This window comes from Trebonia kvetii, assembly GCF_007827045.1.
GTDB lineage: Bacteria > Actinomycetota > Actinomycetes > Streptosporangiales > Streptosporangiaceae > Trebonia > Trebonia kvetii.
On record NZ_RPFW01000002.1, the window covers coordinates 1230972 to 1255813 of the forward strand.

Annotated in this window: 21 protein-coding genes and 1 pseudogene; 8 read left to right on the forward strand and 14 right to left on the reverse strand. The window is 72.1% G+C overall.

The genetic code is table 11. The features are described from left to right. Positions 1-15 precede the first annotated feature (15 nt). From EAS64_RS14380 to EAS64_RS14395, 4 genes are all read right to left on the reverse strand, one after another. Positions 16-1029: a TIGR03617 family F420-dependent LLM class oxidoreductase gene (locus tag EAS64_RS14380; protein WP_145853380.1), complete on the reverse strand. Its 1014-nt coding sequence runs from the start codon at positions 1027-1029 to the stop codon at positions 16-18. After that, positions 1029-1640: a TetR/AcrR family transcriptional regulator gene (locus EAS64_RS14385; protein WP_145853381.1), complete on the reverse strand. Its 612-nt coding sequence runs from the start codon at positions 1638-1640 to the stop codon at positions 1029-1031. Before EAS64_RS14385 ends, EAS64_RS14380 begins: the two co-directional genes overlap by 1 nt. A 5-nt stretch (positions 1641-1645) precedes the next feature. Beyond that, positions 1646-2572 carry an SDR family NAD(P)-dependent oxidoreductase gene (locus EAS64_RS14390; RefSeq protein ID WP_145853382.1) on the reverse strand — a complete coding sequence of 309 codons (927 nt, stop codon included), beginning with the start codon at positions 2570-2572 and terminating at the stop codon, positions 1646-1648. 65 nt (positions 2573-2637) lie between these two features. Next, on the reverse strand, positions 2638-3702 hold the full coding sequence (locus EAS64_RS14395) for an MBL fold metallo-hydrolase (RefSeq protein WP_145853383.1): 1065 nt from the start codon (positions 3700-3702) through the stop codon (positions 2638-2640). Between the two features lie 183 nt (positions 3703-3885). Here EAS64_RS14395 and EAS64_RS14400 point away from each other — a divergent pair, with 183 nt between their 5' ends. Then, complete coding sequence (locus tag EAS64_RS14400) at positions 3886-5100, forward strand: acyl-CoA dehydrogenase family protein (protein ID WP_145853384.1); 1215 nt, start codon at positions 3886-3888, stop codon at positions 5098-5100. A 9-nt stretch (positions 5101-5109) separates the two neighbouring features. After that, positions 5110-6180, forward strand: coding sequence for an acyl-CoA dehydrogenase family protein (locus EAS64_RS14405; protein ID WP_145853385.1), 1071 nt, complete (start codon positions 5110-5112; stop codon positions 6178-6180). 3 nt (positions 6181-6183) lie between these two features. On the opposite strand, the gene EAS64_RS14410 is transcribed toward EAS64_RS14405, so the two are convergent. Both EAS64_RS14410 and EAS64_RS14415 read right to left on the reverse strand, forming a co-directional pair. Further along, positions 6184-6840, reverse strand: a complete 657-nt coding sequence (locus EAS64_RS14410; protein ID WP_187365913.1) for a TetR/AcrR family transcriptional regulator — start codon at positions 6838-6840, stop codon at positions 6184-6186. Positions 6841-6849: 9 nt separating this feature from the next. Continuing rightward, the gene (locus EAS64_RS14415) at positions 6850-8019 is read right to left on the reverse strand and encodes a CaiB/BaiF CoA transferase family protein (protein WP_145853387.1); all 1170 of its coding nucleotides are present in this window, start codon (positions 8017-8019) and stop codon (positions 6850-6852) included. 315 nt (positions 8020-8334) lie between these two features. Between EAS64_RS14415 and EAS64_RS46720 the strand changes: the two genes are divergently transcribed. Then, complete coding sequence (locus EAS64_RS46720) at positions 8335-9321, forward strand: hypothetical protein (protein WP_281283252.1); 987 nt, start codon at positions 8335-8337, stop codon at positions 9319-9321. Positions 9322-9490: 169 nt separating this feature from the next. On the opposite strand, the pseudogene EAS64_RS14420 reads toward EAS64_RS46720, so the two are convergent. Beyond that, positions 9491-10567: pseudogene (locus EAS64_RS14420) on the reverse strand (MFS transporter); the annotation flags it as partial. On the opposite strand from EAS64_RS14420, the gene EAS64_RS14425 reads away from it, so the two are divergent. Next, complete coding sequence (locus tag EAS64_RS14425; protein ID WP_145853389.1) at positions 10520-11239, forward strand: Lrp/AsnC family transcriptional regulator; 720 nt, start codon at positions 10520-10522, stop codon at positions 11237-11239. The pseudogene EAS64_RS14420 and the gene EAS64_RS14425 sit on opposite strands and share 48 nt — an antisense overlap. Before the next feature lie 237 nt (positions 11240-11476). Here the strand turns inward: EAS64_RS14425 and EAS64_RS14430 are convergent, their stop codons facing one another. Together EAS64_RS14430 and EAS64_RS14435 are read right to left on the reverse strand one after the other, a co-directional pair. Beyond that, on the reverse strand, positions 11477-12586 hold the full coding sequence (locus EAS64_RS14430; protein WP_145853390.1) for a M56 family metallopeptidase: 1110 nt from the start codon (positions 12584-12586) through the stop codon (positions 11477-11479). Then, a complete protein-coding gene (locus EAS64_RS14435; RefSeq protein ID WP_222849298.1) occupies positions 12583-12948 on the reverse strand; it encodes a BlaI/MecI/CopY family transcriptional regulator in 366 nt (121 codons plus the stop codon). The genes EAS64_RS14430 and EAS64_RS14435 overlap by 4 nt, the downstream gene beginning before the upstream one ends. Before the next feature lie 155 nt (positions 12949-13103). Between EAS64_RS14435 and EAS64_RS14440 the strand changes: the two genes are divergently transcribed. Next, positions 13104-13910, forward strand: coding sequence for a hypothetical protein (locus tag EAS64_RS14440; RefSeq protein ID WP_145853391.1), 807 nt, complete (start codon positions 13104-13106; stop codon positions 13908-13910). Between the two features lie 6 nt (positions 13911-13916). On the opposite strand, the gene EAS64_RS14445 is transcribed toward EAS64_RS14440, so the two are convergent. Together EAS64_RS14445 and EAS64_RS14450 are read right to left on the reverse strand one after the other, a co-directional pair. Beyond that, a complete protein-coding gene (locus EAS64_RS14445) occupies positions 13917-14363 on the reverse strand; it encodes a hypothetical protein (protein WP_145853392.1) in 447 nt (148 codons plus the stop codon). A gap of 40 nt (positions 14364-14403) precedes the next feature. Then, positions 14404-16038 (reverse strand): phospholipid carrier-dependent glycosyltransferase, encoded by a 1635-nt coding sequence (locus EAS64_RS14450; RefSeq protein WP_187365914.1) that lies wholly within the window; start codon positions 16036-16038, stop codon positions 14404-14406. 105 nt (positions 16039-16143) lie between these two features. On the opposite strand from EAS64_RS14450, the gene EAS64_RS14455 reads away from it, so the two are divergent. Beyond that, on the forward strand, positions 16144-17301 hold the full coding sequence (locus EAS64_RS14455) for a hypothetical protein (RefSeq protein WP_145853394.1): 1158 nt from the start codon (positions 16144-16146) through the stop codon (positions 17299-17301). A 58-nt stretch (positions 17302-17359) separates the two neighbouring features. Here EAS64_RS14455 and EAS64_RS14460 read toward each other — a convergent pair whose 3' ends face one another. From EAS64_RS14460 to EAS64_RS14470, 3 genes are all read right to left on the reverse strand, one after another. Beyond that, entirely contained in the window at positions 17360-18487 is a 1128-nt protein-coding gene (locus EAS64_RS14460) for a glycosyltransferase family 4 protein (RefSeq protein ID WP_145853395.1), read from the reverse strand. A gap of 20 nt (positions 18488-18507) precedes the next feature. After that, positions 18508-19758, reverse strand: coding sequence for a nucleotide sugar dehydrogenase (locus EAS64_RS14465; protein WP_145853396.1), 1251 nt, complete (start codon positions 19756-19758; stop codon positions 18508-18510). 190 nt (positions 19759-19948) lie between these two features. Continuing rightward, positions 19949-21787, reverse strand: a complete 1839-nt coding sequence (locus EAS64_RS14470; protein ID WP_246115671.1) for a glycosyltransferase family 4 protein — start codon at positions 21785-21787, stop codon at positions 19949-19951. A gap of 134 nt (positions 21788-21921) precedes the next feature. On the opposite strand from EAS64_RS14470, the gene wecB reads away from it, so the two are divergent. Both wecB and EAS64_RS14480 read left to right on the forward strand, forming a co-directional pair. Then, positions 21922-23007 carry a non-hydrolyzing UDP-N-acetylglucosamine 2-epimerase gene (wecB, locus tag EAS64_RS14475; RefSeq protein WP_145853397.1) on the forward strand — a complete coding sequence of 362 codons (1086 nt, stop codon included), beginning with the start codon at positions 21922-21924 and terminating at the stop codon, positions 23005-23007. After that, positions 23004-24818, forward strand: coding sequence for a hypothetical protein (locus tag EAS64_RS14480; RefSeq protein WP_145853398.1), 1815 nt, complete (start codon positions 23004-23006; stop codon positions 24816-24818). Before wecB ends, EAS64_RS14480 begins: the two co-directional genes overlap by 4 nt. Positions 24819-24842: the final 24 nt, after the last annotated feature.

Sequence of the window (24842 nt, forward strand, 5' to 3'; positions counted from 1 at the left end):
CGCCGTTCCGCCAATTCAGCCGAGCCCGGCAAGCAGGCCGCGCAGCTGCTCCGGCGGTATGCCGCCCGACCTGGGCACGGTGACCCGGTCCACGATGTCGCCGTAGCGGCGCTTCAGCTCCGCCCCGGCGTCGCGCGACGTGCCGATCACGGCGAACGCGTGCAGCACCTCGTCGTCGATGAGCTCGCCCATCGCGGCCCAGCGGCCCTCGTCCTTGCTGACGGACAGGGTGTGCAGCCGGTCGGCCAGCTCGCCCCAGCCGTGCAGCGCCAGCACCGGCCGGTAGGCCGGGGTGCTGCCGTAGAACGCGATCTGGCGGCGCACCGCGGTGATCCGCGGCGCGACGTCGCCGTCGTCCTCGAGTACCACGAAGCCGGGGCAGGTGACCTCTATGTCGTCACGCGACCGCCCGGCGCGTTCCGCGCCCTCGGCGAGCGCGGGCAGCGTCACCTCGCGCAGGTAGCGCTCGGTGGTGAACCCGTGGACGACCAGGCCGTCGGCGACCTCCCCGGCGACCTTGGTCATCGCGGTGCCGACCGCGGCCAGGTACACCTTCGGCGGGCCGTACGGGTTCGACTCCGGCCGGAACATGGCCGTCATCAGCGTGTGCTTGTAGTACTCGCCCTGCACGTCGAGCGGCCGGCCCTCGTTCCACGAGGCCCAGATCGCGCGCAGCGCGAGTATGTACTCGCGCATCTGCGGCGCCGGCCTGCCCCAGGGCATGGAGAACCGGCGGGTGATGTGCGCCTTGATCTGGCTGCCGAGCCCGAGTATGAACCGGCCCTGGGACACCGCCTGCAGGTCGTTGGCGGTGTACGCGGTGGTCATCGGGCTGCGGGCGAAGGCGACGGCGATGGACGTGCCCAAGCCGATGCGCGTCGTCGCCGCGGCTACCACGCCGAGCGGCAGGAACGGGTCGTGGCTGACCTCGGCGGTCCACACCGCGTCGTAGCCCGCCTCCTCGAGGCGCCGCGCCTCGTCGGGCAGTGCCGCCCATTCGGCGGCGGACAAGATCGTGTCGACCTTCATCAGGCGGCCTCCTCCTTGCCGATATCGCCGAGCAGGTAGCAGCCCACCCGGATCTCGAACCGCGCCTCCGCGGCCGAGGACACCCCGGCCAGCCAGCGGCCGGTGGCGGCACCGAAGACGTCGAGCACGATGAGGAGCCGGCGGCGCAGCCCGGCGTCGACAGGGCCGCCGGCGGTCGCGACGTGCTCAAGCACCCGCAGGTGCAGCTGCTGGATGTCCGCGATGACCGGCTGGTACTCGGGCCTGGTGTCGGTGGCCACCCGGACGAGCGCGGCGGTGAGCCGCTGGTCGCGCTGCTCGGCGCGGAACTCGCGCAGCAGGTGGCCGGTGACCCGCTCCCGCACCGTGTCGCCGCGCGGCTGCTCGCCGGCCACCCGCCGCAGCGCGCTCTCGTATCGGCTCCGCGTTATCGCGAGCAGCAGGTGGTCCTTGGACGGGAAATAGCGGTAGAGCGTGGCGAGCGAGACCACCGCGCGCTCCGCGAGCTCCTTCATCTGCAGCGCGTCCTCACCACCGTTGGCCAGCATCGCCGTGCCCATCTGCAGCATCCGCTGATAGCGGTCATGCTGCGCCTGGGTGGAGGGGGTCGCCGGAGTCGCTGGCTGGCGCACTGTCGTCAGTTGGTGCCGAGCTGACTGGAGAAGAGGCTGCGCGGCAGCCCGTCGGCGGCCGGGCGGAAGCTCGACTCCATCGCCGCGGCGAGCCGGTCGTACTCCCACGGCGCCGGCGCGCTGAGCTGCCTAATGATCTGCGGGTTCTCGTACAGGCCCACATCGAAGCCCGCGGCGGAGATGACCCGGCCGGTCAGCCAGTCCGACCGCTCGCTCGCCAGGTACAGCGCGACGGGCGCGATGTTGTCCGGCGACATCCGCAGATCCTCGTCCGACGGCCGCTCGTCGCGCACCCGCTTGTCGGCCGGGATGGTGGCGGTGAGCCTGGTCGCCGCGCCCGGTGCGATCGCGTTGGCGGTGACGCCGTAGCGGGCCAGGCCCTGGGCAAGGGAGTAGGTGAGGCCGACGATGCCCATCTTGGCCGCCGCGTAGTTCGGCTGGCCGGGCGAACCGTCCAGGCCGGAGACGGAGGTGAAGTTGATGACACGGTAATGGCCCTGCTGGTTGCGCTGTTCGCGCCAGTAAGCGGAGGCCGGACGAACGGTGGAGTAGTGACCCTTCAGGTGCACCCGGATCACCTCGTCCCAGTCCTGCTCGGCCAGGTTGAAGATCATCCGGTCGCGCAGGATGCCGGCCACGTTGACTACGATGTCCAGCCTGCCGTACCGCTCCACGGCGGTCTGCACGAGCCGCTCGCCGGTCGCGACGTTGCCGATGTCGCCGCCGTCGGAGACGGCGGTGCCGCCGGCCGCGACGATCTCGTCGGCGATCTGCTTGGCCGGCCCCTCGTCGCCGCCCGAGCCGTCGGGGTTGCCGCCGAGGTCGTTGATGACCAGCTTCGCGCCCTCCGCGGCGAACAGCCTGCTGATGGAGGCGCCGATGCCGCGCGCTCCGCCGGTGATGATCGCTACCCGTTCGTCGATGACACCCATGTGCGGTCCCTCTTTTCAATAAGCAGAACTTGTTCTTATCGAAATGCACGGTTAGGCCACATCTGTCAGGCCAGCTGGGCGGTCCCTGCCGGGTGCCACAGCCCGACCCCGCCGACCGCGGCGCAGCTCACGGCCCGCAGCGACCGCAGGTGGCGCAGGTGGGCGACCACCTCGCCGAGCGCCGCCTGATGCTGGAACGGTGACAGCGCGCTCCACGGGCGCGACCAGGTCACCTGCCTGGCCACCTGCCAGGCGGTGTGCCGCGCAGGTCCCGAGCCGACGATGTCTGCCGCCTCCTTCAGCCGCTCCAGGTGATGCTCCCGCAGCGTGTCAAGCCGGTCGTCGAGACCGGCGAACCGGTACTCGTGCGCGGGCAGTACCTCATCCGGCGCCAGCGGCCGCAGCTTCTCCAGGGAGTCCAGGTACGCGGCGAGCGGCTCGGACTCCTGATCCCAGGCGGAGATGTTGGGCGTGATGCGCGGCAGCACGTGGTCGCCGGTGAGCAGCAGCCCGTGGGTCTCGTCGTGAAAGCACAAGTGCCCGGGCGAGTGGCCAGGCGTCCACACCGCGCGCAGCCGCAGCCCGGGCACGTCGATCAGCTCGCCGTGCCCGATCAGCCGGTCGGCCCTGACTATCGCGCCGCGGGCCATGGCCGCGTTGGCGGTGCGCCGTCCCCCGTCCGTCATCTGCCCGACGTGCTCATCGGGGGCACCGCACCAGCGCAGGTACCCGGCCATCGAGCCGGCCATGTCTGGCCGGGAGAACCTCGCGAGCAGCGCGTCTTCGCCTTCGTGCATGCCGATCCACGCGCCGGACGCCTCCCGTACAGCGCCGGACAGGCCGTGGTGGTCCGGATGGACGTGCGTGACGAGCACGGCGGTGACCGCGCTCAGCGGGACGCCGCACGCGTCCAAGCCGTCGGTCAGCGCCTGCCAGCTCGCCGGCGCATCCCAGCCGGGGTCGACGAGAACGAATCCCGCGGAGTGCTCGATCAGGTAGCTCAGCACGTAGCGCAGCGGGTTGTCCGGTATCGGCACGGGCACCGACCACACGCCGGGAACGACTCGTTCCACCGGCGGGATCTCCTTCCGCGCCCAGGCCTCCTGCTGCAGCGTCCCGGTCACCCGCATCCGCCGATCAGTCCTCTCTGCCGACGGGCCTGTAGACACCCGCGTTCTGTTGACACCCGCACCGTGTTGACACCAACATCGGGGGTGTGATTCGCTCAATCCGAGATAATCATAACCGATTTCAGTTCTTAGGAAACTCTCAAAGACCAGACTGAACTGCGGTTTTGCAGGGGATGGACCGGCATGAGCGAGCAATCAGTGACCGATTTCCGGAACCGGGCCCGAGCCTGGCTCGAGGCCAACGCCCCGCGGCGGGGCAGCGGCGACGAGGGAAGCGAAGCGGGACGCGCCGACATTGCAGCGCAGCAGGCGTTCCAGGCGAAACTCTACGACGCCGGGTTCGCCGGTATCAGCTGGCCGAAGGAATATGGCGGCCAGGGCCTGACCGACGCCGAGCAGATCGCGTTCGGCCAGGTGGCGCGCGACTACGCGCTCCCGGTCGGCGTGTTCTTCATCGGGCTCGGCATGCCAGGGCCGACGATCCTTGAGCTTGGCACCGAGGAGCAGAAGAAGCGGTACCTGCCGAAGATGCTGCGCGGCGAGGAGATCTGGTGCCAGCTGTTCTCCGAGCCTGCCGCCGGTTCTGACGTCGCGTCGCTGACCACAAGCGCGGTGCCTGACGGCGACGGCTGGGTGCTCAACGGTCAGAAGGTGTGGACGTCCGGCGCCCAGTACAGCCACTACGGCGCGGTCATCGCGCGGACCGACCCGACGGTGCCCAAGCACAACGGCATCACGATGTTCATCGTCGACATGCACTCCCCCGGGGTGACCGTGCGGCCGCTGAAGGTCGCCACCGGCGCGACCCCGTTCAACGAGGTCTACTTCGACCAGGTGCGGCTGCCCGCAGGCTCGGTGATCGGTGAGGTCAATGACGGCTGGCGGGCGGCCGTCGTCATGCTGCGCAACGAGCGGGTGAACATCGGCACCATGGGGGCGCCGCGGACCAGCCCGCTGTCGTACCACGCGCTGAGCTCACTCGCGGCCAAGCAGGGCGACAGCGCCGATCCCGGGCTGCGCAGGAAGCTCGCGGAGCTGTACGTGCGCGAGCGGTCCGTGCGCCTCTTCGGCCAGCTGCTGCGCGAAGAGGCGATGGCCGGGCGCGACCCCGGCCCGCGCGGCTCGGTGGCCAAGCTGGCCGGCGCGGAGCTCGGCACCTTCGCGTCCCTGGTCGCCGCGGAGGTGCTCGGCCCGGCGGTCGCCGCATCCGACAGCGAAGAGGTCAGGGAGGTGCTCAACGCCGCGCTCAGCGCCCCAGGCTCGTCCGTCGCCGGCGGCACCAACGAGATCCAGCGCAACATCATCGGCGAGCGAGTGCTCGGCCTGCCCAAGGACCCGGGCGTCGACCGCTCCACGCCGTTCAACCAGCTCCGCGTGGGCACCCTGCGGAAGAATTGAGGACCGGCGATGGCGCTGATACTTAACGAAGACGAAGAGCAGTTCAGGCAGTCGGTGCGGCGCTTCGTCACGGAACGCAGCCCGCTGCCGAAGCTACGCGAGCTGATGAGCTCGGGCCAGCCGTTCGACGCCGACGCGTGGAAGCAGATGTCGGAGCTCGGGCTTACCGGCCTGATCATTCCGGCGGAGCACGGCGGCGCCGAGGCCGGCTACTCGGTGCTTTCCGTGGCGCTGACCGAGCTCGGCGCCGGGCTGGTGGCGTCGCCGCTGCTCGCCGGCACGCTGGCGACGGGCGCCCTGATGCACCTCGGCAACGAGGCGGCCGAGGGCAGGCTGCTGCCTGGCATCGCCGGCGGCGAGCTGATCGCGACACTGGCCGCGGGCGGCGCGGGGACGGCGCGCGCCGACGGCGGCGCGCTGTCCGGCGAGATCTCGCAGGTGCTGAACGGGGCACAGGCCGACGTGCTGCTCATCCCCGCTGACACCGGAGGGCGCACCGAGCTTTTCGAGGTCGCGGCGGGCACGCCCGGGCTCGAGGTCACGCCGCTGCCCGCGCTCGACCACAGCCGCGCCCTCGCCCGGGTCCGGCTGAACGGCGCGGCGGGCACCAGGCTGGACGGCGACGCGGCCGCGGCGCTCGGCTTCGCGGCGGACCTGGCGAACCTCGCGATCGCGTCCGAGCAGGTCGGCGGCATGGCCGCCTGCGTGGCGATGACCACCGAGTACGCCAAGATCCGGGCCGCCTTCGGCCGGCCGATCGGCGCGTTCCAGGGGGTCAAGCACCGCCTCGCGGAGCTGCACACCACCTGGGAGCTGGCGCACGCGGCGCTGCGGGACGCTGCCCGCGCCGCCGACGAGCGGCCCGCGGACTTCTCGCGCGCCGCGGCGGTCGCCAGGATCGCGGTGTCCGCCAGCTACGTCGACGCCGCGGTGGCGACCGTCCAGCTGCACGGCGGCATCGGCTTCACCTGGGAGCACGACGCGCACCTGTACCAGAAGAACGCCATGTCGCAGCATGCCCTGTTCGGCGGGCCGGACGAGCAGCTCGACCGGCTTGCCGCGCTGCTCGCCGCCGGCTGAGCTTTAGCCTGCTGGCGTGTAGGTCACGTCCGGCGCCACCCGCGCCAGCTCCTCGTCGATCACCGCGTCGGGGAGCTCGAGCAGTTGGCAGCCGATTTCGATGACCGCTTCCGCGTCGGCGGCGGAGTAGGTCCCCGCCAGCCAGCGCCGGGTCGCCGCGCTCGCGATGTCGCGCACTACGAGCAGCAGCTTCTCCTGCTGCTCGCTGAGCGTGCCGCCGCCCGCCGCCACGTGCCTGATGACCTGCCAGTGGGTGTGCTCGACCGCCTCGATGATCGAGCTGTAGCTGCGCCCGCCGCCGGTCAGCGCGGCGGCCAGCGCCGCGGTGAGCCGCTGGTTGCGCTGCTGTGCGCGGAACTCGCGCTTGAAGTGAGCGGCAACCCGATCACGGACGGTGTCCCCCGCCGGTTCCTCCGCGGACACCAGGAGCCAGGCCGCCTGGTACCGGGACAGCAACACCGCGAGCAGCAGGTACTCCTTGGAGGGGAAGTAGCGGTAGAGCGTCGCGAGCGACACCCCGGCGCGCTGTGCCAGGTCCTTCATCTGCACGGCTTCCTGTCCGCCGGCGGACAGGATCTGCGTCGCGGCAGCGATCACCCGGTCGTACCGGGCCTGCTGCACCGGCGTCTCAGGAACGGCCGGCAGGTTCTCCTGCGTCACGGAGCTAATCTAGCCGAGCGGGCCAGGGCGGTCCTCTGGCCGCCACGCAGGGTCACCAGTCGCCGGGACGTGCTCTCCTGCCGCCTCCCGGCGCCAGCGGGCCGCGATCTCGGCAGGGTCGTCCTGACCGCGCGCGGGTGCCGCCGCGACGGGGCCCGGCGGTGTCGCGGAGAACCGGGGAGCCGGGGCGGGCTGCAGCACACCGCCGGAGTCGACGAGGGTGCCGCGGGCCGCCAGGTGCGGGTGCCGCGCCGCCTCGCGCAGCCCGAGCACCGGCGCGACGCAGGCGTCGGAGGAGGAGAAGACCTCCGTCCACTCGGCTTGCGTCCTGGCGGCGAACGCCGCGGCGATCCGGCCACGCAGCGCGTCCCAGCCGCTCCGGTCGTGCTGGCGTGCCGGGTCCTCGTCGAGGCCGAGCCTGGCGATGAACTCGGCGTAGAACTTGGCCTCGAGCGCGCCGACCGCCATGTGCCTGCCGTCGGCCGTGGCGTAGACGGAGTAGAACGGCGCGCCGCCGTCGAGCATGTTGACGCCGCGCTCGTCCGCCCAGACGCCCGAGGCGAGCATCCCGTGCGTCATCGCGAGCAGGTGCGCGGTGCCGTCGACGATCGCCGCGTCCACCACCTGGCCTGGGGCGCCCCCGCGCACCGCCCACAGGGCGGCGAGCACCCCGATGATCAGGTACGTGCCGCCGCCGCCGAAGTCGCCGAGCAGGTTGATCGGGATCTGCGGCGGGCCGCCCGCCTCGCCGATCGCGTGCAGCGCGCCGGTCACCGCGATGTAGGCGATGTCATGCCCGGCCTGGCCGGCGAGCGGGCCGTCCTGGCCCCACCCGGTCATCCGCCCGTAGACGAGGCGCGGGTTGCGCGCGAGGCACTGCGCGGGCCCGAGGCCGAGCCGCTCGGTAACCCCGGGGCGGAAGCCCTCGATCAGCGCGTCGGCCCCGGCCACCAGGTCGAGGACCGCCGCCACCGCCTCCGGGCGCTTGAGGTCGAGCGCCACCGACTTCTTGCCGCGGCCGAGCACGTCCACCCCGGCCCGATGCGGCGGGCCGTCCTCGGCCGCCGGGCGGTCGACGCGCACCACCTCCGCGCCCAGGTCCGCCAGGATCATCCCGGCGAACGGCCCGGGACCGATCCCGGCGAGCTCAACGACACGGCATCCCGACAGCGGACCCATGGCAGGTCTCTCCCTTGCCCGTGAACCTAGCCTGCATCTGAAACCAATTCAGACCAGACATCATGGCGTAATGCCAGCTTCCAGGGGTGGCCAGTCGCCAGGCATCGAGAAAATCTGAAACCGATTATGATTACGGCCGAGCCACCCGTCAACAGTCACGCAGCCTAACAGGACAGGCTCAGGCGGCGGGGCTGTCAGTGGCCGCACGAGGTCCGTACCGGGACTCCTGGGGCGCGGTGGACGAACCGGCCTTAATTACCTACTATTTTTATCGACATAGGAGGAAATACGCCACGCAGCGATGAGGATTGCCGGATGAGCCAGCCAGGTCAGCACACCGCCATCGCCCGCTGGGACGAGCCCGAGGGCCTCAACCCGCGCGGCACGGTCATCGTCGTTCCCGGCCGCGGCGAACTGCCCGGGGTGTACGAGCGGTTCGGCCGCCGGCTCGCCGCCGACGCCTACCGGGTGCGCGCGGTCGCCAACCCGGTCGACGACCCTGATCTGGCCGAGAAGCAGGTCGGGGAGGCCCTGGCCACCGGGCCCGCGCCGGTAGTGCTCGCCGGATCTGACACCGGAGCGCTGTTCGCCGTCGCCCTTATCGCATCCGGCCGGCTGCCCGAGGCCGCCGCCCTGGTACTCGCCGGCCTGCCCGCGGAGGCGTCGGTGCCCGCCGGTCTGCCGGCGGATGCCCTTGACGGCGGTCCAGCGGCAGGCGGCACCGGGGCAATGGCACCCGACGGCGGGGCGGGCGAGACCGCGGGCGAGGACGGCTCCTGGGACGGCGAGCTTGAGGCGAGGACGGCCTGCCCGACGCATCGCGGCAGGCTGGCCGGCGACATCCTGCGCCGCGGGGCCCTGTACGAGCCGGTACCCGCCGGCTGGACCGAGCGGGCCGACCTGAAGGCCGTCCCGGTGCCAGTGCTCGGCCTGCACGGCGCCGCCAACCCGGTCAGCCCGCTCGCGGCCGCCCGCCAGCGGTACGCCGCCGCACCGCACGCGGAACTGGTCAGCATCGCGGGCGGCAGGCACGACGCCTTCGGCCTGCCTCCCGGCGGGCAGCACGGGAACGGGCCGCACCGCAAGAGAGGAGAACGGGTGCGGCTGGAGTACGCCGCACCCGTTCGGGATGACTTTGTCAGTGAATTGCGGGAAGCTACGCCTCGACGGAGGCCGGGGCGGGCTCGGACGCCGCGTTCCGCGCGGCGGCCTGCGGTGCCGGGCTCGCGGCCGCCGGGCGGACGAAGACCAGCGCGAGGACGCCGCCGAGCAGGCCGAGGCCGGCCGCGACGAGGTAGGTGAGGTCGAGGGCGCTGGCGAACGCGTGGTGCACCACCGGGGTGAGGGCCGGCGTCCGGCCGAGCACCGCCTGGGCCTGGCCGCCGCTGAGCGCGGCGGAAAGCCCGCTGCCCGCCGTCCTGCTCAGCCCGCCGCGGAACACCTCGCCGAGTATCGCGATGCCGAAGGCGAAACCGAGCTGGCGGAAGGTGCTGAGCGCACCGCCCGCCATCCCCGCGCGCTGCCACGGCACGGCGGCCATCGCCGACGAGGACAGCGGCGGCATCGCCAGGCCCGCGCCGACGCCCACCACCGCGAGGCCGGGCAGGACCACCCACCAGCTCGAGCCGGTGGTGAGCACGGCCTGGCCGAGCACGCCGACCGTGATGACGAGCATGCCGACCCCGATGAGGATGCGGGCCGACGTGCGGTGCATGACGCGCCCGACGAGCACCGCGGCGAGGAACGCGGTGGCGCTGCACGGCAGCGCCACCAGCCCGGCCTTCATCGGGCTGAGCCCGAGCACCGACTGCAGCCACAGCGACTGGTAGGCGAAGGCCGCCCAGGCGGACGCCGACAGCAGCCCGCCCACCGCGAGCAGCGAGGCGAATGGCGGGTCGTGCAGCAGCGACAGGTCGAGCATCGGCTTCTCGCTGCGCCGCTCGACCGCGATGAACGCGGCCGCCGCGACCACCGCGACGGCGATCAGGACGAGCGTCTCGCCGCTGGCCCACGCGCCGCGGATCAGCGCGTAGGTGAGCGCCGCGGCGGCGACGGTGAAGGTAAGCATGCCTGGCAGGTCGACGCGGCGCGGCTGCGGGTCCTTCGATTCGGTCACGACCGTGAGAGTCAGCACGATGGCGAAGACACTGACGGGCAGGTTGACGAGGAAGATCCAGCGCCAGCCGAAGTGCGTCGTCAGCAGGCCGCCCGCGAGCGGGCCCGCGGCGGACGCGGCGCCGCTGACCGCGCCCCAGGTGCCGAACGCGATGCCGCGGTCCCGTCCCTGGTACGACGAGCTGACCAGCGCCATCGTGGTCGCGAACATCGCGGCGGCGCCCAGGCCCTGCACGCCGCGCGCCGCGATCAGCAGGCTGACGTTCGGCGCGAGACCGCAGGTGAGCGAGGCAATGGCGAACAGCCCCAGGCCCGCCAGGTACATCTTCCTGCGGCCGATGCGGTCCGCGACTGACCCGACCGTCTGCTTTCCGGTGATACCGAGGTGCTGTGCGCGCTGCGCGGCACCGGCATTGGCGCCGACACGACGCAGTCACTGCTCGCCCGCCTGCCCCGGTCGGGACGGATTGTCGCGGTGACCGCGCACTCCCGGCTGCACATGTTCACCGGCGGGCCCGACGCGCTCGGCTTCTTCGACGTGCTTCCGCAGGAGCGGGTCGAGCCGCTGCGCCGTCATCCGGCACGCTTGTCCGCGGCGGCCGCGTCCGGGCAGCAGGCCGCCGCCGCTCCCGCCGCTCCCGCCCTTCCGGCCGAGGAGGGCGAGCTCGACGCCGCGCTGTTCGCGGCGCTCGCCGTGGACGGCCGAACCCCGTACGCCGACCTCGCCGCCGCCACCGGCTGGTCGGAGACCACCGTGCGGCGGCGGATGGACCAGCTGCGCGACGCAGGGGTGCTCAACTTCGACCTGGAGGCCGACATGGTGACGTTCGGCTTCCGCACCTCGGCGTGGCTATGGCTGTCGGTGCCGCCATCGCACCTGGCCGAGGTCGGCACCGCCCTGGCGAAGTACTCCGAGGTGGCCTACGCGACAGCCACGACCGGCCCGGCGAACCTCGCCGCCTGCGTTGTCTGCCGCGACGAAGAGGCGCTGTATGAGTTCCTGACCGCCAAGGTCGGCGCGCTGCCAGGCGTGGAGCGCGTGGAGACGGCGCCGATCATCCGCACCGTCAAGCAGGCCTCCCCGGTCGCATTCCCCCGCCCGTAGGTTTCCAGCCGGGCCCCCGTCGCTCCCGTCGCTCCCGTCGCGCTTGTTGATTTGTTGCGTTTGTTGCGCCCGGCGAGCAGTTGCGCTTACGCGCTTGTTGCTGTTATCCGAGGTGGGCGCATGGCGCGGAAAGATGGTGGATAGTTCTGCACCCTCGGATGTGGAGAACTATCCATCATCATGCGGCGGTGGGGCCGGATGCCCGTGCCGCGGTCGTGCGCTGCGCGCTTGTTGCTGTTATCCGATCAGGAGGGCCAGGGCGGCGGGAGTGAGGGCAAGGAGGGCGGACAACGCTGTCAGAGCGGCGGCGACGGCGAGGGCGGCGGCCGGGCGGGGCGGGCGGAGCATCCGCTCGACGCGGGCGGGGACGGCATACGCCGCGGCGGCGAGGCCGCCGAGCGGGATTGCCTGGGTAGCGCCGCGGCCGGCCGCCGGGGCGTGCGGGTTCGGCTGACCGGACGCGGTTTCTGGTCCGTTGCCTGGCGGGCTGTCGGGCTGGCTCGTCCCCGGGTACCTGGCCCCGGTGGCGATGGCCAGCAGGGCGGCCGCCAGGGCTGGGCGGCCCGCGCTGCGGGCGGCGGTGTCGTCGGCGGACATCTCGGTGAGCCGCTCGACTTCGGCGCGGCCCGTGGCGAAGAGCGGTACGCCGGGGAACGCGGCGGCTAGACCCCGGGTCACGGTGGCCAGCAATGCGTGACCGTGGGCCAGGTGGGCGCGCTCGTGGGCGAGGACCGCGCGCAGCTGCGGCGGCTCGAGAAGCGCGAGCGCGCCGCTGGTGATCACGATGGCGGCCGGGCGGCCCGCCACACAGTAGGCGGCGGGGCGCGGGTCGTCGAGGACGACGGTGCCAGCCCGGGTCGCGGTGCCAGGCTGAGTCGCGGTGCCAGGCTGAGTCGCGGTGCCGTGCTCGGCTGCGGCGGCGATGTCCTGTGCCAGGTCGCGGCCGACGATGCGGGCGGCCTCGGCGTGCGCCCTTGTCTGCCGTCGCGACCGCTTGACCCGGCGGCCGTAGCGCCAGGCCGCCACCGCGCCTCCCGCGGTGAGCGCGATCGCCAGGGCGGCCACGCCTGCCTGGTAGAAGACACTCTCGTAGACCGCGGTGGTGCACGCCTCGCCGGCGATGGAACGGCACAGGGTCTGGGTGAGGCGTGGCCAGTCAGCCGCAGCCGTTGTGAGGGATGATTCGAGTGCGAGGGCTGCGGCCGCGAGGACGCTGGCCATCGCGATCAGCCACGTGGCGAGGCCGACCCGCACGGACAGGCCGCGGCCGCACAGCGGCACGAGCAGCGCCGGCGCGCACCACGCGGCGCAGGCGGCGTAGCCGAGCAGGGCCAGGGCGCCGATCATGACGTGCGCCCGGCGAGCTTGTCGAGGACGGCGCGCAGCGCGGCGGACTCGGCCCCGTCCATCTGGGCGACGAAGTGGCTGAGCACCGCCTCGGTGTCGGCCGCCCCGTCCATGGCTTCGCGCATGAGGCGGGCGCTGTACTCCTCGCGGCTGCTGACCGCCGTGTAGCGGTAGGCCTTGCCGTCGCGCTCCCTGGCCAGCCAGCCCTTGCGGTGCAGGTTGTCCATGGTCGACATCACCGTGGTGTAGGCGATGTTGCGGTCCTCGCGCAGCTTCTCGAACAGGTCGCGGACGGTGACGGGCGCCTCATGCGCCCACACCTGGTCCATGATGACCGCCTCCAGGTCGCCGAAACCCCGCACCGGCCGCCTCCGTTCGCCTTCCCATTCGCCTCAGCCGCCCCGCGTGCCGCGCATTCCGCCGCCCCCGGGGCTCGCCCTTGCGTGCATGGCCATGGTAGTTGCTACTATCTCCGTACGTAAATAGTACGTAGTTGATACGTAGATCGGAGGACGCCGTGCCCTCTGCACGCAATTCCCGTGAGACCAGGCGGCAGGCGCTGGAGCAGGCCAGGCGGGCGCAGGCGCGGCGCAAAAGGCGGCTGCGCATTGGCATCTGGGGCGGCGTGGCCGTGGTGCTCGCCGGGGCAGGCACCGGGATCGCACTCGCCCTGTCGGGCTCCGGGTCGAGCACCCCCACCACCGGAGCCACTGGCTCCACTGGCTCCATCGGGTCCACCGGGTCCACGCTGCCGCTTTCGACGCTCGGCACGCTCCAGTCGACCCCCGCCGCCGGAGCACTCGGGCCGGAGCAGGTGCCGATCCCGTCCGCGCCCGTCCTCGCGGCGACGTCCGCGGCGACCGCCGGGCAGGCGATCGACGGCGTGAGCTGCAATACCAGCGAGCAGACGCTGTTCCACATCCACACGCACCTGACGATCTTCGTCAACGGGCAGGCGCGCCAGATCCCCGCCGGGATCGGCATCCCCGGCGCGGTATCGACGCAGTCCCAGTCCGGCCCGTTCGTCGAGTCGGGCAACTGCTTCTACTGGCTGCACACCCACGCCGCGGACGGGATCGTCCACATCGAGTCGCCGGTGAAGCGGACCTTCACCCTCGGCAACTTCTTCGACGAGTGGGGCCAGCCCCTTGGACCGGACCAGGTCGGCCCGGCGCACGGGAAGGTGACGGTGATCGTGAACGGCCGCGTGTTCACGGGCAACCCGCGCAACGCGCCCCTGGGGTCGCGCGAGAACCTGCAACTCGAGGTCGGCACCCCGCTGGTGGCGCCGGAAACCATCGACTGGTCCATCACCGGCCTGTGACCCAGGCTACTCCTGGCGCCAGCGGGCACGGCCGAACATGCCCCCGTACATCCGGTTGTACGCCCCAGGCGGGCCTGCCTGGTCGATGGCGTTGGCATAGAGGACCGGCGGGCCGGACGGCGGCTGAAGGAGTCCGGCCTGCGACCTGTCCAGGTCGCAGCGGATGTAGCCGACGGTGATCGCCGCGATCTTGTCCGCATGGACGAATCGCAGGTCGTTGTGCCGGAACGTCTCAAGGAAACGGGCGGCGGACTGGTGACCCATGCTCAGCTCGCGCTGAACCTTGCGCTCGACCCAGCCGCCGTGGCCGACCCAGACCACGATGCCCTCGAAGATGTCCTCCTCTTCCACCGCGAGAACATGCTCAAGGACGCCGAATTGCTCCCCGTCCCTGGTCAGTACCGGGAGGCCGAGGGTGGCTGCCATGTAGGAGACCTGCTCTTCATCGTCCACAACCAGTAACGCTACCCGCCGGGGAGGCGCCTGAGGAGGGTCAGGCGACCTGGTCGGGGACGGTGGACTCGACGCTGGCCGCCGACGCCGGGCTTTCCGGGCGGGCCGGGGTGGCGCGGCGCGGTGCGAAGGACAGGCCGGCCGCCAGGCAGGCGAAGGGGATGGCGGGCAGCAGGTAGCGGTAGTCGAAGTCGGCGATCGCGATCGGGAACACCAGCAGCGCGACGGCCGTGACCCAGGGCAGCATCGTCGTGCCGCGCGGCGCCCAGTGGACGCGGACGGTGCTCAGCCGTACCGAACGCAGCGCCTGGACAGGCCGCCGCCACGAGCCGCGGTCCGCGCCTGGCCGCCTCGCGGCGGTCACCGACAGCAGGCCCCCGAGCCCGATGAGGAAGATCAGCGCGAGCAGCGGGCCGTAGGTGAACACCACCCGCTGGTAGGCAAGGATCGGCAGGGCGAAGACGCGGTGCACGACGCCGGGCGCCTGATGGCCGTAGGACAGCCAGTCCTGGTAAGCGGTGCCGCCTGGAATCCACTCGTGGTTCGGGTTGTCCGGCGGCAGCGTGTTGTACGTCGATGTCACGTAGTGGACGTGGAAGTTGTAGAAGAACGTCGTGCCCGCACCCGGATAGGCGATCCTCGGGAAGCCGAACGACAGCATGGTGTTGAAGAACACCGTCTTCAGGTAGTCAAGCGGCTGCGCCTCGACCGCGTGGATGGCGAAGTTGGTCAGCAGCGTGTTGTTGGCCGCCGTGACCGGGCCGCCGCTGTCCCACATGTACTGCGAGCCGTGCAGGACGCCGTTGACCTTCACCGCGTGCACCTGCGGCGCGTGCCAGACGAAGTTGCCCGGCGGGGTGCGGGTCGCAAGCGGCTCGGTCGGGCAGACCTGCGCCTCGAGGCCCGTCGGCTTGATCCGCGCGCAGTCGGCGAACGAGGACACCCGGCCCCACAGGTAGAAGCCGGTGGACATGGTCATGTTGTATTGCCCGGTGCGCTGGTGGAACCAGGCCGCGTAGCCCGCGACGGGTACCAGCGAGACGACCGTGAACACGATCGCGATCAGCCAGCCGCGCAGCGTCTTCCACGCCCAGCCGCGCAGCAGCAGGGCCAGCGGGATCACCCCGAGCATGACCGCGCCCTGGGTGCGGACGATCACCGCGTACCCGACAAGCAGCCCGGCGATCACCGCCGCCCACCAGCGGACCCGGTCCGGCCGCCACAGCAGCAGCACGAGCGCGACCATGAGGCAGAAGGTGAACACCGTCTCCGCCATGATCAGGTGCTCGTCCTCGAGAATGTACCCGTCGAGCAGCACCGGCAGCGTCGCGATCGCCGACCAGGTCTTGGACACGCGGCTGCGGCGCAGCAGCACGTAGATCAGCACCGCGACGGCCAGCCCCATCAGATGCTGGACCGCCGTGACAAACGTCAGCGAGTGAAATGGCAGCAGCAGCCGCAGGAAGAGCGAGTACCCGGTCGACTTGGACAGGTTCGGCTGCGGGCGTAGCGCGGCGCCGAGATAGACGTAGGAATCCCCCGCGAACCAGAGCGCGCCCGGGTAGCCCAGCATCGCGAACAGCCGCAGCACGGCCCCGGCCGCCAGTGCCCCGGTGAACAGCTTGTGCTCACCGGCCAGCTGGCGCAGGCGCGGCACTACGAGTCGCGGATTCACGCCCATGATCCTATCGGGGCGAATCACGCCGTGTGGCCATGGCAAATTTCTGCCCCCGGCCTGCCACCATAACCACAGGTAGTATCTACCCGGGAAGGGAGTAGCATGCCGCCGCACGGTTACGAGCGCCCGACCCGGCCCGGGTCGTCGCAGCCCCGCGCCGACTTCGGCGTGCGCCGCTCCCCCGCCGGCCCACGCGACGCCGGCCCACGCGACGCCAGCCCACGCGACGGCAGCCCCTATCAGGACCGCGGCGAGCCGCCGCGCCCCGCCTTCACCCCCGCCCCGGAATTCCAGGGTCCAGGACCGCGCCCGCGCCCGGGCGGCGGGCCCGACCGAGGCGGACCGCGGCCGGATGAGAGCGGCCCACGACCCGACCGAGGCGGACGCCCCGAGCGCGGCGGCCAGCACCAGGAAACGGGCGTCACCAACCGAGGCGCACCCGATCGGGGCGCACCGCGGCCTGGTTCCGGCGACGAGCGCCTGGCCCCGCCGCCGCCGCCCCGCCTAAGCGGCGCGGAGCTGATCGAGCAGATGCTGCTCGCCGCGCAGCGGCAGATCGCCGAGTTCGCCAGGTCCGCCGCAGCCGAGGGCGAGCGCGACGCGGAGAAGATCCGCGCCACCGCCGAGGCGTACGCGGCCGGACTGCGCACCGCCGCCGAGTTCGACAAGGCGAGCGTGCACGCCGCCGCCGAGCGCGAGGCGGCCAAGATCAAGGCGGCCGCCGAGCGGGAACGCGACGACATCGTGCGAGCCGCGCGCCGCGAGGCCGACGAGATCCGCCGCCGCGAGCAGTTCCTGCTCGAGCAGTCCGAGGCGCTGCGTTCTCAGGCCGAGGCCGACCTGGAGGTCGAGCTCGCCGCCCGCAGGGAAGAGGCGGAACGGCAGCAGGTGGAGCGGCTCGCCGACGCTCAAGAGGCCACTCGCAAGCTGGTCGAGGAGGCCGAACGGCGAGCGGCCGACGCGGAGAAGCGCAGCGCCGACGCCATCGCGCGGGCGGAGCAGTCAAGGCGCGATGCCGAGGCCGACGCGAAGAAGGAGATCGCCGACGGGCACCGCAAGGCGGAGCTCGTCATCGCCCAGGCCAAAGACGACGGCAAGCAGATCCTCGCCGACATCGAGGCCGACGGCGACAAGCGCCGTGCCGCGATCCAGAAGGAGCTCGACGAGCTCACCAAGCAGAAGCACGACGTCGACGCGAAGCTGGCGCAGATGCGGCAGCTGTTCTCGGTCAGCACCATCCTCGACTCCCCAGCCGGCTGACCGGGACCGCCGGCCGCGTCGCCGGCCGGGGTTCAGCGCGCAGCGCTTGTTGCTGTTATCAGGCTGGGGTCCGGCCCGCGGCTGCCCAGGACTCGAGCTGGGCGACGAAGGCGGCCGCGTGCGGGGGCCAGGCCAGGTTGGCCAGGGCGTACTCGTGGGCGCGCAGGCCCATTTTCACCCGGAGGTCGGGGTCGGCGTCCAGTTTGTGTATCGCGTCCGCCGCGCCGCCCGGGTCATTGAACGGGACGACGAAGCCGCCGTCCGCCGCCTCCACTAGCTCCACGGCGAGCGGCAGCGGCGTGCTGACGACCGGGACGCCGCGGGCCATGTACTCGGCGACCTTGGTGGGCATGGAGTGGCGGAAGTTCGGCTCGTCCTGCAGCAGAGACAGGCCAGCCAGCGACCCCTCGACCAGGCGCAGCGCCTCGGCGTTGGGCACGAAGCCGTGCCAGCGCACCGCGTCTCCCGCTGCCTCGATGTGCGCGCGGGCGGCCGGGTCGGCCTGGCCGATCAGCTCGACCGCGATGCCGTGCGGTTTGAGCAGGCGGCCGAGCTCGACCATCTCGGCGGAGCCGCGGTCGGGAGACAGCCAGCCGACGTACACGACGCGGCGCGGTCCTGACGGCGGCGCCGCCTTCGCCGGGACCGACGTGGTGTTGGGCACCACCGGATGGGTGCCGGTGAAGCGGTCGTTGTAGCCGTGCTCGGCGAGGATCAGGTGCAGCCTGCGCTCGGCCAGGTGTTCCGCTCTGGCAACGCCGCCCGCCGCGACCGGGCGGAGCCAGCCTGGCAGCCAGGCCTTCGTGGTCAGTGCCGCCACCGTGTCCTCGTGGATGTCCCACACGGTCGGCGGGCGCTTGCTCTTCGGCGGCAGGACGAGCAGGAGTTCCGGGTCGTGCACGAGCAGCAGGTCGGCGCCGGCCGACTGGGCGGCCATCGCGGCCCGCGCGGCGCGCAGCGCGCCGAGCCGCCGCCGCCCGACCGCACGGGGAATGGTGACGGTGCGCAGGGAACCACGCAACCGTTCGGGATGGTCCTGATTTTCATCCGGAACGGGTTGGGCTGACTCGTTATGCGGCGCGATGTACGTGACGTCGTGGCCGGCGTCGAGCAGTGCCTGGATCTCCCGGTAGAAGATCCGGGCGTCGGCCGGGTGATGCACGACCGTGCAGACGACGACGTGCATGCCCTGCTCCTCCTAGGCTGTTACAGCGGGAAGACCGAATCCCCGGAAATCTTGCCACGGGTGTCGAACAGCAGGTGGGCGTTCGCGGCGATGGCGGCCAGGTCGTACTCGGAGTGCGCCTGGAGCAGGATCGTCAGGTCGGCCCGCTCGTCCGGCGCGGCTGCCCGGCGGATCTCCTTGCCGTCGATCTGCCAGGAGTCCACGAACGGGTCGTGGTAGCTGAGCACCGCGCCGCGCTGCAGCAGCTTGCGGGCGATCGGGCGCGCCGGGCTTTCCCGCTGGTCGGCGATATCCGTCTTGTAGGTGACGCCGAGCAGCAGCACCTTCGCGCCGTTGAGCGGCTTGGCGTCGGTGTTGAGCAGTTCCGCGGCGCGGTCCACGATGTAGCCGGGCATCCGGGAGTTGATCTCCTGGGCCAGCTCCACGAACCGGAACGGGTGCTTGAGCTCGGCGCGGACCTTGTAGGACAGGTAGTTCGGGTCGATCGGGATGCAGTGCCCGCCGACGCCCGGCCCCGGGTAGAACGCCTGGAATCCAAACGGCTTGGTCGCCGCGCAGCGGATCGCGTCCCACAGGTCGATGCCGAGCTCGTGGCAGAAGATCGCCATCTCGTTGACGAGCGCGATGTTGACGTGCCTGTAGGTGTTCTCCAGCAGCTTGGCCATCTCGGCCTCGCGGGCAGACTTCGCCTTGACCACGGTGTCGCAGACGGTGCCGTAGAACGCCGCGGCGGCGTCGGTGCAGGCAGGCGTGAGGCCGCCGACGACCTTCGGCGTGTTGCGCATGCCGTACTGCTCGTTGCCCGGGTCGATGCGCTCCGGGGAGAACGCCAGGTGGAAGTCGATGCCCGCGGCCAGGCCCGACGCCTTCTCGAGCATCGGGCGGACGATCTCGTCCGTGGTGCCCGGATAGGTCGTCGACTCGAGCACGATCAGCGCGCCCGGCTTGAGCAGCCGCGCCGCGGTTTCCGTGGCGGACTTGACCGCGGTCAGGTCCGGGCCATCGGACTCGCTGAGCGGGGTGGGGACGCAGATGACCGTGACGTCGGGCAGTTCGCCGACGCCGGTGACGTCGGTGGTGGCGCGGAAGCCGGCGGCGACCATCGCGGCGACGTCGGCATCGGACAGGTCATCGACGTGGGAGCGGCCGGCGTTGAGCCCGTCCACCGTCGACTGCCTGATGTCGAGGCCGGTCACGGTCAGGCCAACGTGGACCGCCTCCTGGGCAAGCGGCAAGCCCACATAGCCCAGGCCTATGATCACCACGTTCACTAACGGACCTCCTCGGAGCGATGACCTTTTATCGTAGCCGGGCACCAGCCATGACCGCCGCCATTCGTGCCCTTTGCCCAGGTCAGAAGGCACGTCTAAAAAGTGATAGACCGGCCAGGTTCGCGGGCCTGGCGCAGCGTAGCTCCTGAAGGGCAGCAACCAGGCATTCAGCGCACTTTTTAGACGTGCCTTACATCACGCCGAGGCGCTGGTAGGCCTCGCGGTAGCGGATGGCGTTGTGTGCCCAGGTGCGGTCGCGCGCGACCCACTGCCGGGCGCTCGCGCCGAGCTTCGCGCGCAGGTCAGGGGCGGAAAGAAGCTGCTGCAGGCAATCCGCGAGCCCGCCGGGGTCGAGCGGCGGTGCGAGCATGCCGGTCTCGCGATCCTGGATGATCTCGCTGAGCGCGTTCACCGCGCTGACCACGACCGGCAGGCCGCTCGCCATCGCCTCCACCGGCTTGAGCGGGGTGACCAGCTGGCAGACCCGGTCCGGGGTGCGCGGGACGACGAACACGTCGAGGACGGCGTGGTAGTCGCGGACCCGGGCACTCGGCACCCGGCCGGTGAAGATCGCGTTCAGGCCGAGGGCGGCGGCGTGCCGTTCGAGCGCGGTGCGTTCCGGGCCGTCGCCGACGATCAGCGCCCGCGCCTTGACGCCACGGTCGTTGAGCACCTTGACCGCGTCCAGCAGGGTGCCGATACCCTCGTGCGCGACCAGGGTGGAGACCAGGCCGACGACCTGCTCGTCCGGCGCGATGCCCAGGCTGGCCCGCAGCGCCGCCCCGTCGGGCAGCGGGCGCAGGAACTCCTCGCTCACCCCGTTGGGCACGATGATGACGTTTTCCTCGGGCACACCGCGGGCGACGATCTCCGCGCGCATCGCCTCACCGAGCGTCACCACCAGGTCGGCATCGGTCATGCAACGGGTTTCCAGGGCGCGGGTGCGCACATAGCGGTCGCTGAGCGTGAGGTCGGCGGACGTGGCGTGCCGCGACAGCCAGGTGTCCTCCCAGAAGCCGCGCACCTCGTAGATCACGGGCAGGCCCGTGACGTCGCGCAGCGCCAGCGCGATGACGGCGTTCGCGTAGTTGGAGGCGGCGTGCAGCACGGCGGGCTTGAGGCTTTCCGTCAGGCGGGCCGCGTGCCGCAGGTGCGCCTGATAGAGCCGGTCCATCCGGCCGGGCATGACCCACGGGAGCAGCCGGTGGTAGGGCACGCCCGTCACCGTGACGGTTGCCCTGCCGTCGATCGCGCCTGCCGTGACGGGGAACCCGATCCGGGTGCTGACGTGCGGGTCGATGCCCGCGGCGCGCTGGGCGAGCGCGATCTCCTGAGTACGGATCGTGTACCCGGCGCTGGTTGACGGCAACGCGTCGGTGACCAGGTGGAGGACCCGGCCGCGCACCTTGCCCGCAGCGCGAGGCGGTGCGGGGTGTGCGCCGCCTACCAACTTGAGCCACGGAGCCTTGACCTCGGCCACAGCGCGGGGGGCGCCGCGGTCTTGGCGGGGCTCCCCCGTGGGGGGGAGATGGGGGGGCAAGGCCCCCCCATGCGCGGGGGGCGCAGGGGGGTCGTCCCCCCGCGGGAGAGAGAGCGTGTCCAGCTCGGCCTGGAGCGAGCGGCGCAGGCGGGCGGCGCGCAGGCCGCGCGCGCCATCCAGTTCCCTGACCGCGTCGCCGAGGCGGCCCTCCCGGTAGGCGAGCCGGGCGGCGAGGCGGGGACGCGCCTCGTTCTGCTCCGACAACCGGGCGAGCGCAGACCTGGCGACAGTAGGCTGATCCACAGCGAGGCTGAAGGCGGCGAGCCGGGCGGGAGACGCCTCAAGTGCGGTGAGCGCGCCTCGGCGGTCCCCCGCGCCCCACAGCGCGGCGGCCCTGCCGTAGGGGCCCGCGAGCTTGAGCCAGCCGCGTACCGGTGCGGGCAGCGCCCGCCAGGCGAGCGTCAACGCGCGCACCGGGTCGTCGGTCACATGCCGCAGCATCACGGATGCGGCGAGCATGACCGCTCGCGGCGTCGGCTTTACAGTCACGCGGGCAGATATTAGTGCCAATTAGGTGGGAGACGCGGCGGACCGTAGTCTCAAGGCCGTAAAACCCGCTCACGCAAGAGCGGCAGAGTACGGGGTATGGGGGTTCGTCCCCCCGGGAGAAAACAGGAAGGCGAATGAGCGCGACGATCACGCACGTACTCGGGGCCAGGCCGAACTTCGTCAAGGCCGCGCCGGTCATTCGCGCGCTCGCCGCGCTCGGCCACTCACAGCGCGTCGTCCATACCGGGCAGCACTACGACGAGCGGATGTCGGACGTGTTCTTCGTCCAGCTCGGCCTGCCAGAGCCCGACATCAACCTCGGCGTCGGCTCGGGGACGCAGGCCACGCAGACGGCCGACGTGCTCGTCGGCATGGAGCGCGAGTTCCTCGACAACCCGCCGTCGCTCGTGGTGCTTTACGGCGACGTGAACTCGACGGTCGGCGCCTCGCTCGCCGGCGCGAAGCTCGGCGTTCCGCTCGCCCACGTCGAGGCGGGGCTGCGCTCCTTCGACAACACGATGCCCGAGGAGATCAACAGACGACTCACCGACCAGCTCTGTGACCTGCTGTTCTGCACCTCCCCCGAGGCGCTCGGGCACCTGGCGCGCGAGGGCCGGCCGGACGCCGCCATGCACCTGGTCGGCAACCCGATGATCGACACGCTTGTCGCCAACCTCGACAAGTTCGACGCCGCGGCGGCCCGCGCCGCCCACGGTCTCGGCGACGGCCGGTACGTGGTCGCCACCCTGCACCGGCCCGCGAACGTCGACTCGCCCGCGCGGGCGGCCGAGCTGGTGCGCGCGCTGCACGAGGTCGCGGCCGAGGTCGACGTGATCATCCCGCTGCACCCGCGCGGCCGGGCGACGCTGAGCGCCGCAGGCCTGCTCGACTCCGAGCGCATCCACGTCGTGGAGCCGCTCGGTTACATCGAGTTCATGTCACTCGTGCGCGGCGCCACCGCGATCGTCACCGATTCTGGCGGCGTGCAGGAGGAGACTACGCTGCTGCGCGTGCCCTGCCTCACACTCCGTCCGAACACCGAGCGGCCGATCACCATCACCAGCGGCTCCAACCGGCTCGTGACCAACGAGGAACTGGCCGCCGCGGTGCTCAAGGCCTGCGACGACGGCCCGTACGCGGGCGAGCTGCCGCCGCTGTGGGACGGCCAGGCCGGGCCGCGCATCGCCAGGATCATCACCACCTGGCTGGCGGCACGGTGACAGGCAGGAACGGCACGGCCGGCGGGCGCGTCGAAGCAGGCGGATTCGGCGAGGCCGGCGGCCACGTCGAGGTGGGCGGATTCGCCGAGGCCGGTGAGGCAGGTGAGGACGCGGGCGTGGCCGCCGAGCGGGAGCGGCTATCCAGGCAGTTGCGCGACACGCGGATGCAGCTCGCCATGACTGAGGCGCGGCTGTCCGCCCTCGAGCAGTCCGCCACCATGCGGTTCGGCCGCACGATCGCGAACGCCGCCAAGAAGCCGTGGCCGCGCGGCGCGCTGCTGCCCAGGGACCTGTTCAAGCTGTGGCGGGACAGGGGCGCGCCGAAGACCGGCGCGGCCAACGCCGCCACCGCCCTCGCCTCGGCTCAGCTCGCCGACCTGAAGGGGACGGGCGGCCGGTTCCTTTCCGCACTCACCGCGCCGGGCGCGACGCCCGTCGCCGACCCGGCGCGCGCCCTGGCGGGCACGGCGGGCAGCCCCGACGGCCTGGTGGTCACCGGGGCGCTCAGCGCGCTCGGCTGCGCCACGCTGGCGCCGGACGCCGTTGTCCACCCGCTGCTGCCGCACGACGCGGACATCGTTGTCGAGGGCACGGGCGCCGACGTCGTGGTGGTCCAGGCCTCGGCGCTGCTGCCAGGCGAGCCGTGGGCGCACGCCACCGACCCCGCCGCCGCCGACCGGGGCAGGCGGCTCGCGCGGATGATCATCATGGCCCGCTCGCTCGGCAAGCCGGTGATCCTGATACGGGACGTGCCGCACTCCCTGATGCCGGGCATCGGATGGCTCGCCGCCAGCTGTGACGCGGTGCTCGACGGCGGCTTCGGTGTGCAGCTGGCCCGGTTCAACCCGGTCGGCGTGACCTCGGCACGGCCCACCTCCCCGGTCTATGCGGGCGAGCGCGACCCCCGGGAGGCGCCGGCGGTCCGCGCCCTGCTCGACGCGCTGACCGGCACCGCTCGCGAAGGTTCCGGTTCCGGCGCGGTCCGGCTGACCGGCGCCAGGTCCTGGCGGTCGCTGCCCGCGCTGTACCGGGACCACGCGGTGTTCGTCACCGCGTCCGCGGAGCAGGGCCGGGAGCAGGTCGCGAGCGGCGCGCAGGTGATCGGGCCGCTCAGCTCTGGTCTCGACGCCGCCACGGTGCGCGGTCAGCTTGAGGCGGCGCGCGGCGCGCGCCCGCTGTCGCTGACTGAGATCCGCGCCCGGCTGCGTGACATCTCGGTGGAGCACTCGACACCAGCCAGGCTGGCAGCGCTCGTCAAGGCGGCTGGACTGCCCGCCAGCCTGGTTTCCGGACGGCAGATCGGCGTGCTGACCGCCGTCACCGACACGGCCCAGGCGAGCAGGCTCGCCGCCACGCTGCTCGGCCAGCGGCTGCGGCCCTCCGAGGTGGTCGCGGGCTGCCCGGCGGGCACGGCAGGCGCGGTGCGCGCCGCGTTCAGCACCCTGACCGGCCACGGCATCCGGGTCGAGGTCACGGACGCGCCGCTGCCCGGACCCGCTGCCCCCTCGCCCGGCGCGGACTGGGCACGCCCGCTCACCAGGCTCGCCACCGCGCCGTGGCTGGCCCTGTGGGCCGCCGATGGCGGGCAGCCGGACACGCACCTGCTCGACCTGGCGGGCGCGCGGGAGTGCGCGCAGGCGGACGCGGTGGGCTTCGCCGCCGGGGAGTTTGAGTTCACGCGCTGGCTGGAGGAACCCGCACTCGTTCGGGCGGCTCTCCTCGAGCCGGGCGGACCCGCGGCGGGTGACTGGGGCAGGCACGGACTGCGGCTGTTCACGATCACCCCCGAACGCGCGGCGGGCCAGGGCTGACCGCCTGCTGGCCTTTCAGGCAAC

What these genes read in the sequence shown, in the direction of transcription:
- EAS64_RS14395 (WP_145853383.1), bottom strand. Translation starts at nt 3,702, where the DNA reads ATGCGGGTGACCGGGACGCTGCAGCAGGAGGCCTGGGCGCGGAAGGAG.
- EAS64_RS14400 (WP_145853384.1), top strand. Translation starts at nt 3,886, where the DNA reads ATGAGCGAGCAATCAGTGACCGATTTCCGGAACCGGGCCCGAGCCTGG.
- EAS64_RS14405 (WP_145853385.1), top strand. Translation starts at nt 5,110, where the DNA reads ATGGCGCTGATACTTAACGAAGACGAAGAGCAGTTCAGGCAGTCGGTG.
- EAS64_RS14430 (WP_145853390.1), bottom strand. Translation starts at nt 12,586, where the DNA reads ATGATCGGCGCCCTGGCCCTGCTCGGCTACGCCGCCTGCGCCGCGTGG.
- wecB (WP_145853397.1), top strand. Translation starts at nt 21,922, where the DNA reads ATGAGCGCGACGATCACGCACGTACTCGGGGCCAGGCCGAACTTCGTC.
- EAS64_RS14455 (WP_145853394.1), top strand. Translation starts at nt 16,144, where the DNA reads ATGCCGCCGCACGGTTACGAGCGCCCGACCCGGCCCGGGTCGTCGCAG.
- EAS64_RS46720 (WP_281283252.1), top strand. Translation starts at nt 8,335, where the DNA reads ATGAGCCAGCCAGGTCAGCACACCGCCATCGCCCGCTGGGACGAGCCC.
- EAS64_RS14415 (WP_145853387.1), bottom strand. Translation starts at nt 8,019, where the DNA reads ATGGGTCCGCTGTCGGGATGCCGTGTCGTTGAGCTCGCCGGGATCGGT.
- EAS64_RS14460 (WP_145853395.1), bottom strand. Translation starts at nt 18,487, where the DNA reads ATGCACGTCGTCGTCTGCACGGTCGTGCATCACCCGGCCGACGCCCGG.
- EAS64_RS14380 (WP_145853380.1), bottom strand. Translation starts at nt 1,029, where the DNA reads ATGAAGGTCGACACGATCTTGTCCGCCGCCGAATGGGCGGCACTGCCC.
- EAS64_RS14390 (WP_145853382.1), bottom strand. Translation starts at nt 2,572, where the DNA reads ATGGGTGTCATCGACGAACGGGTAGCGATCATCACCGGCGGAGCGCGC.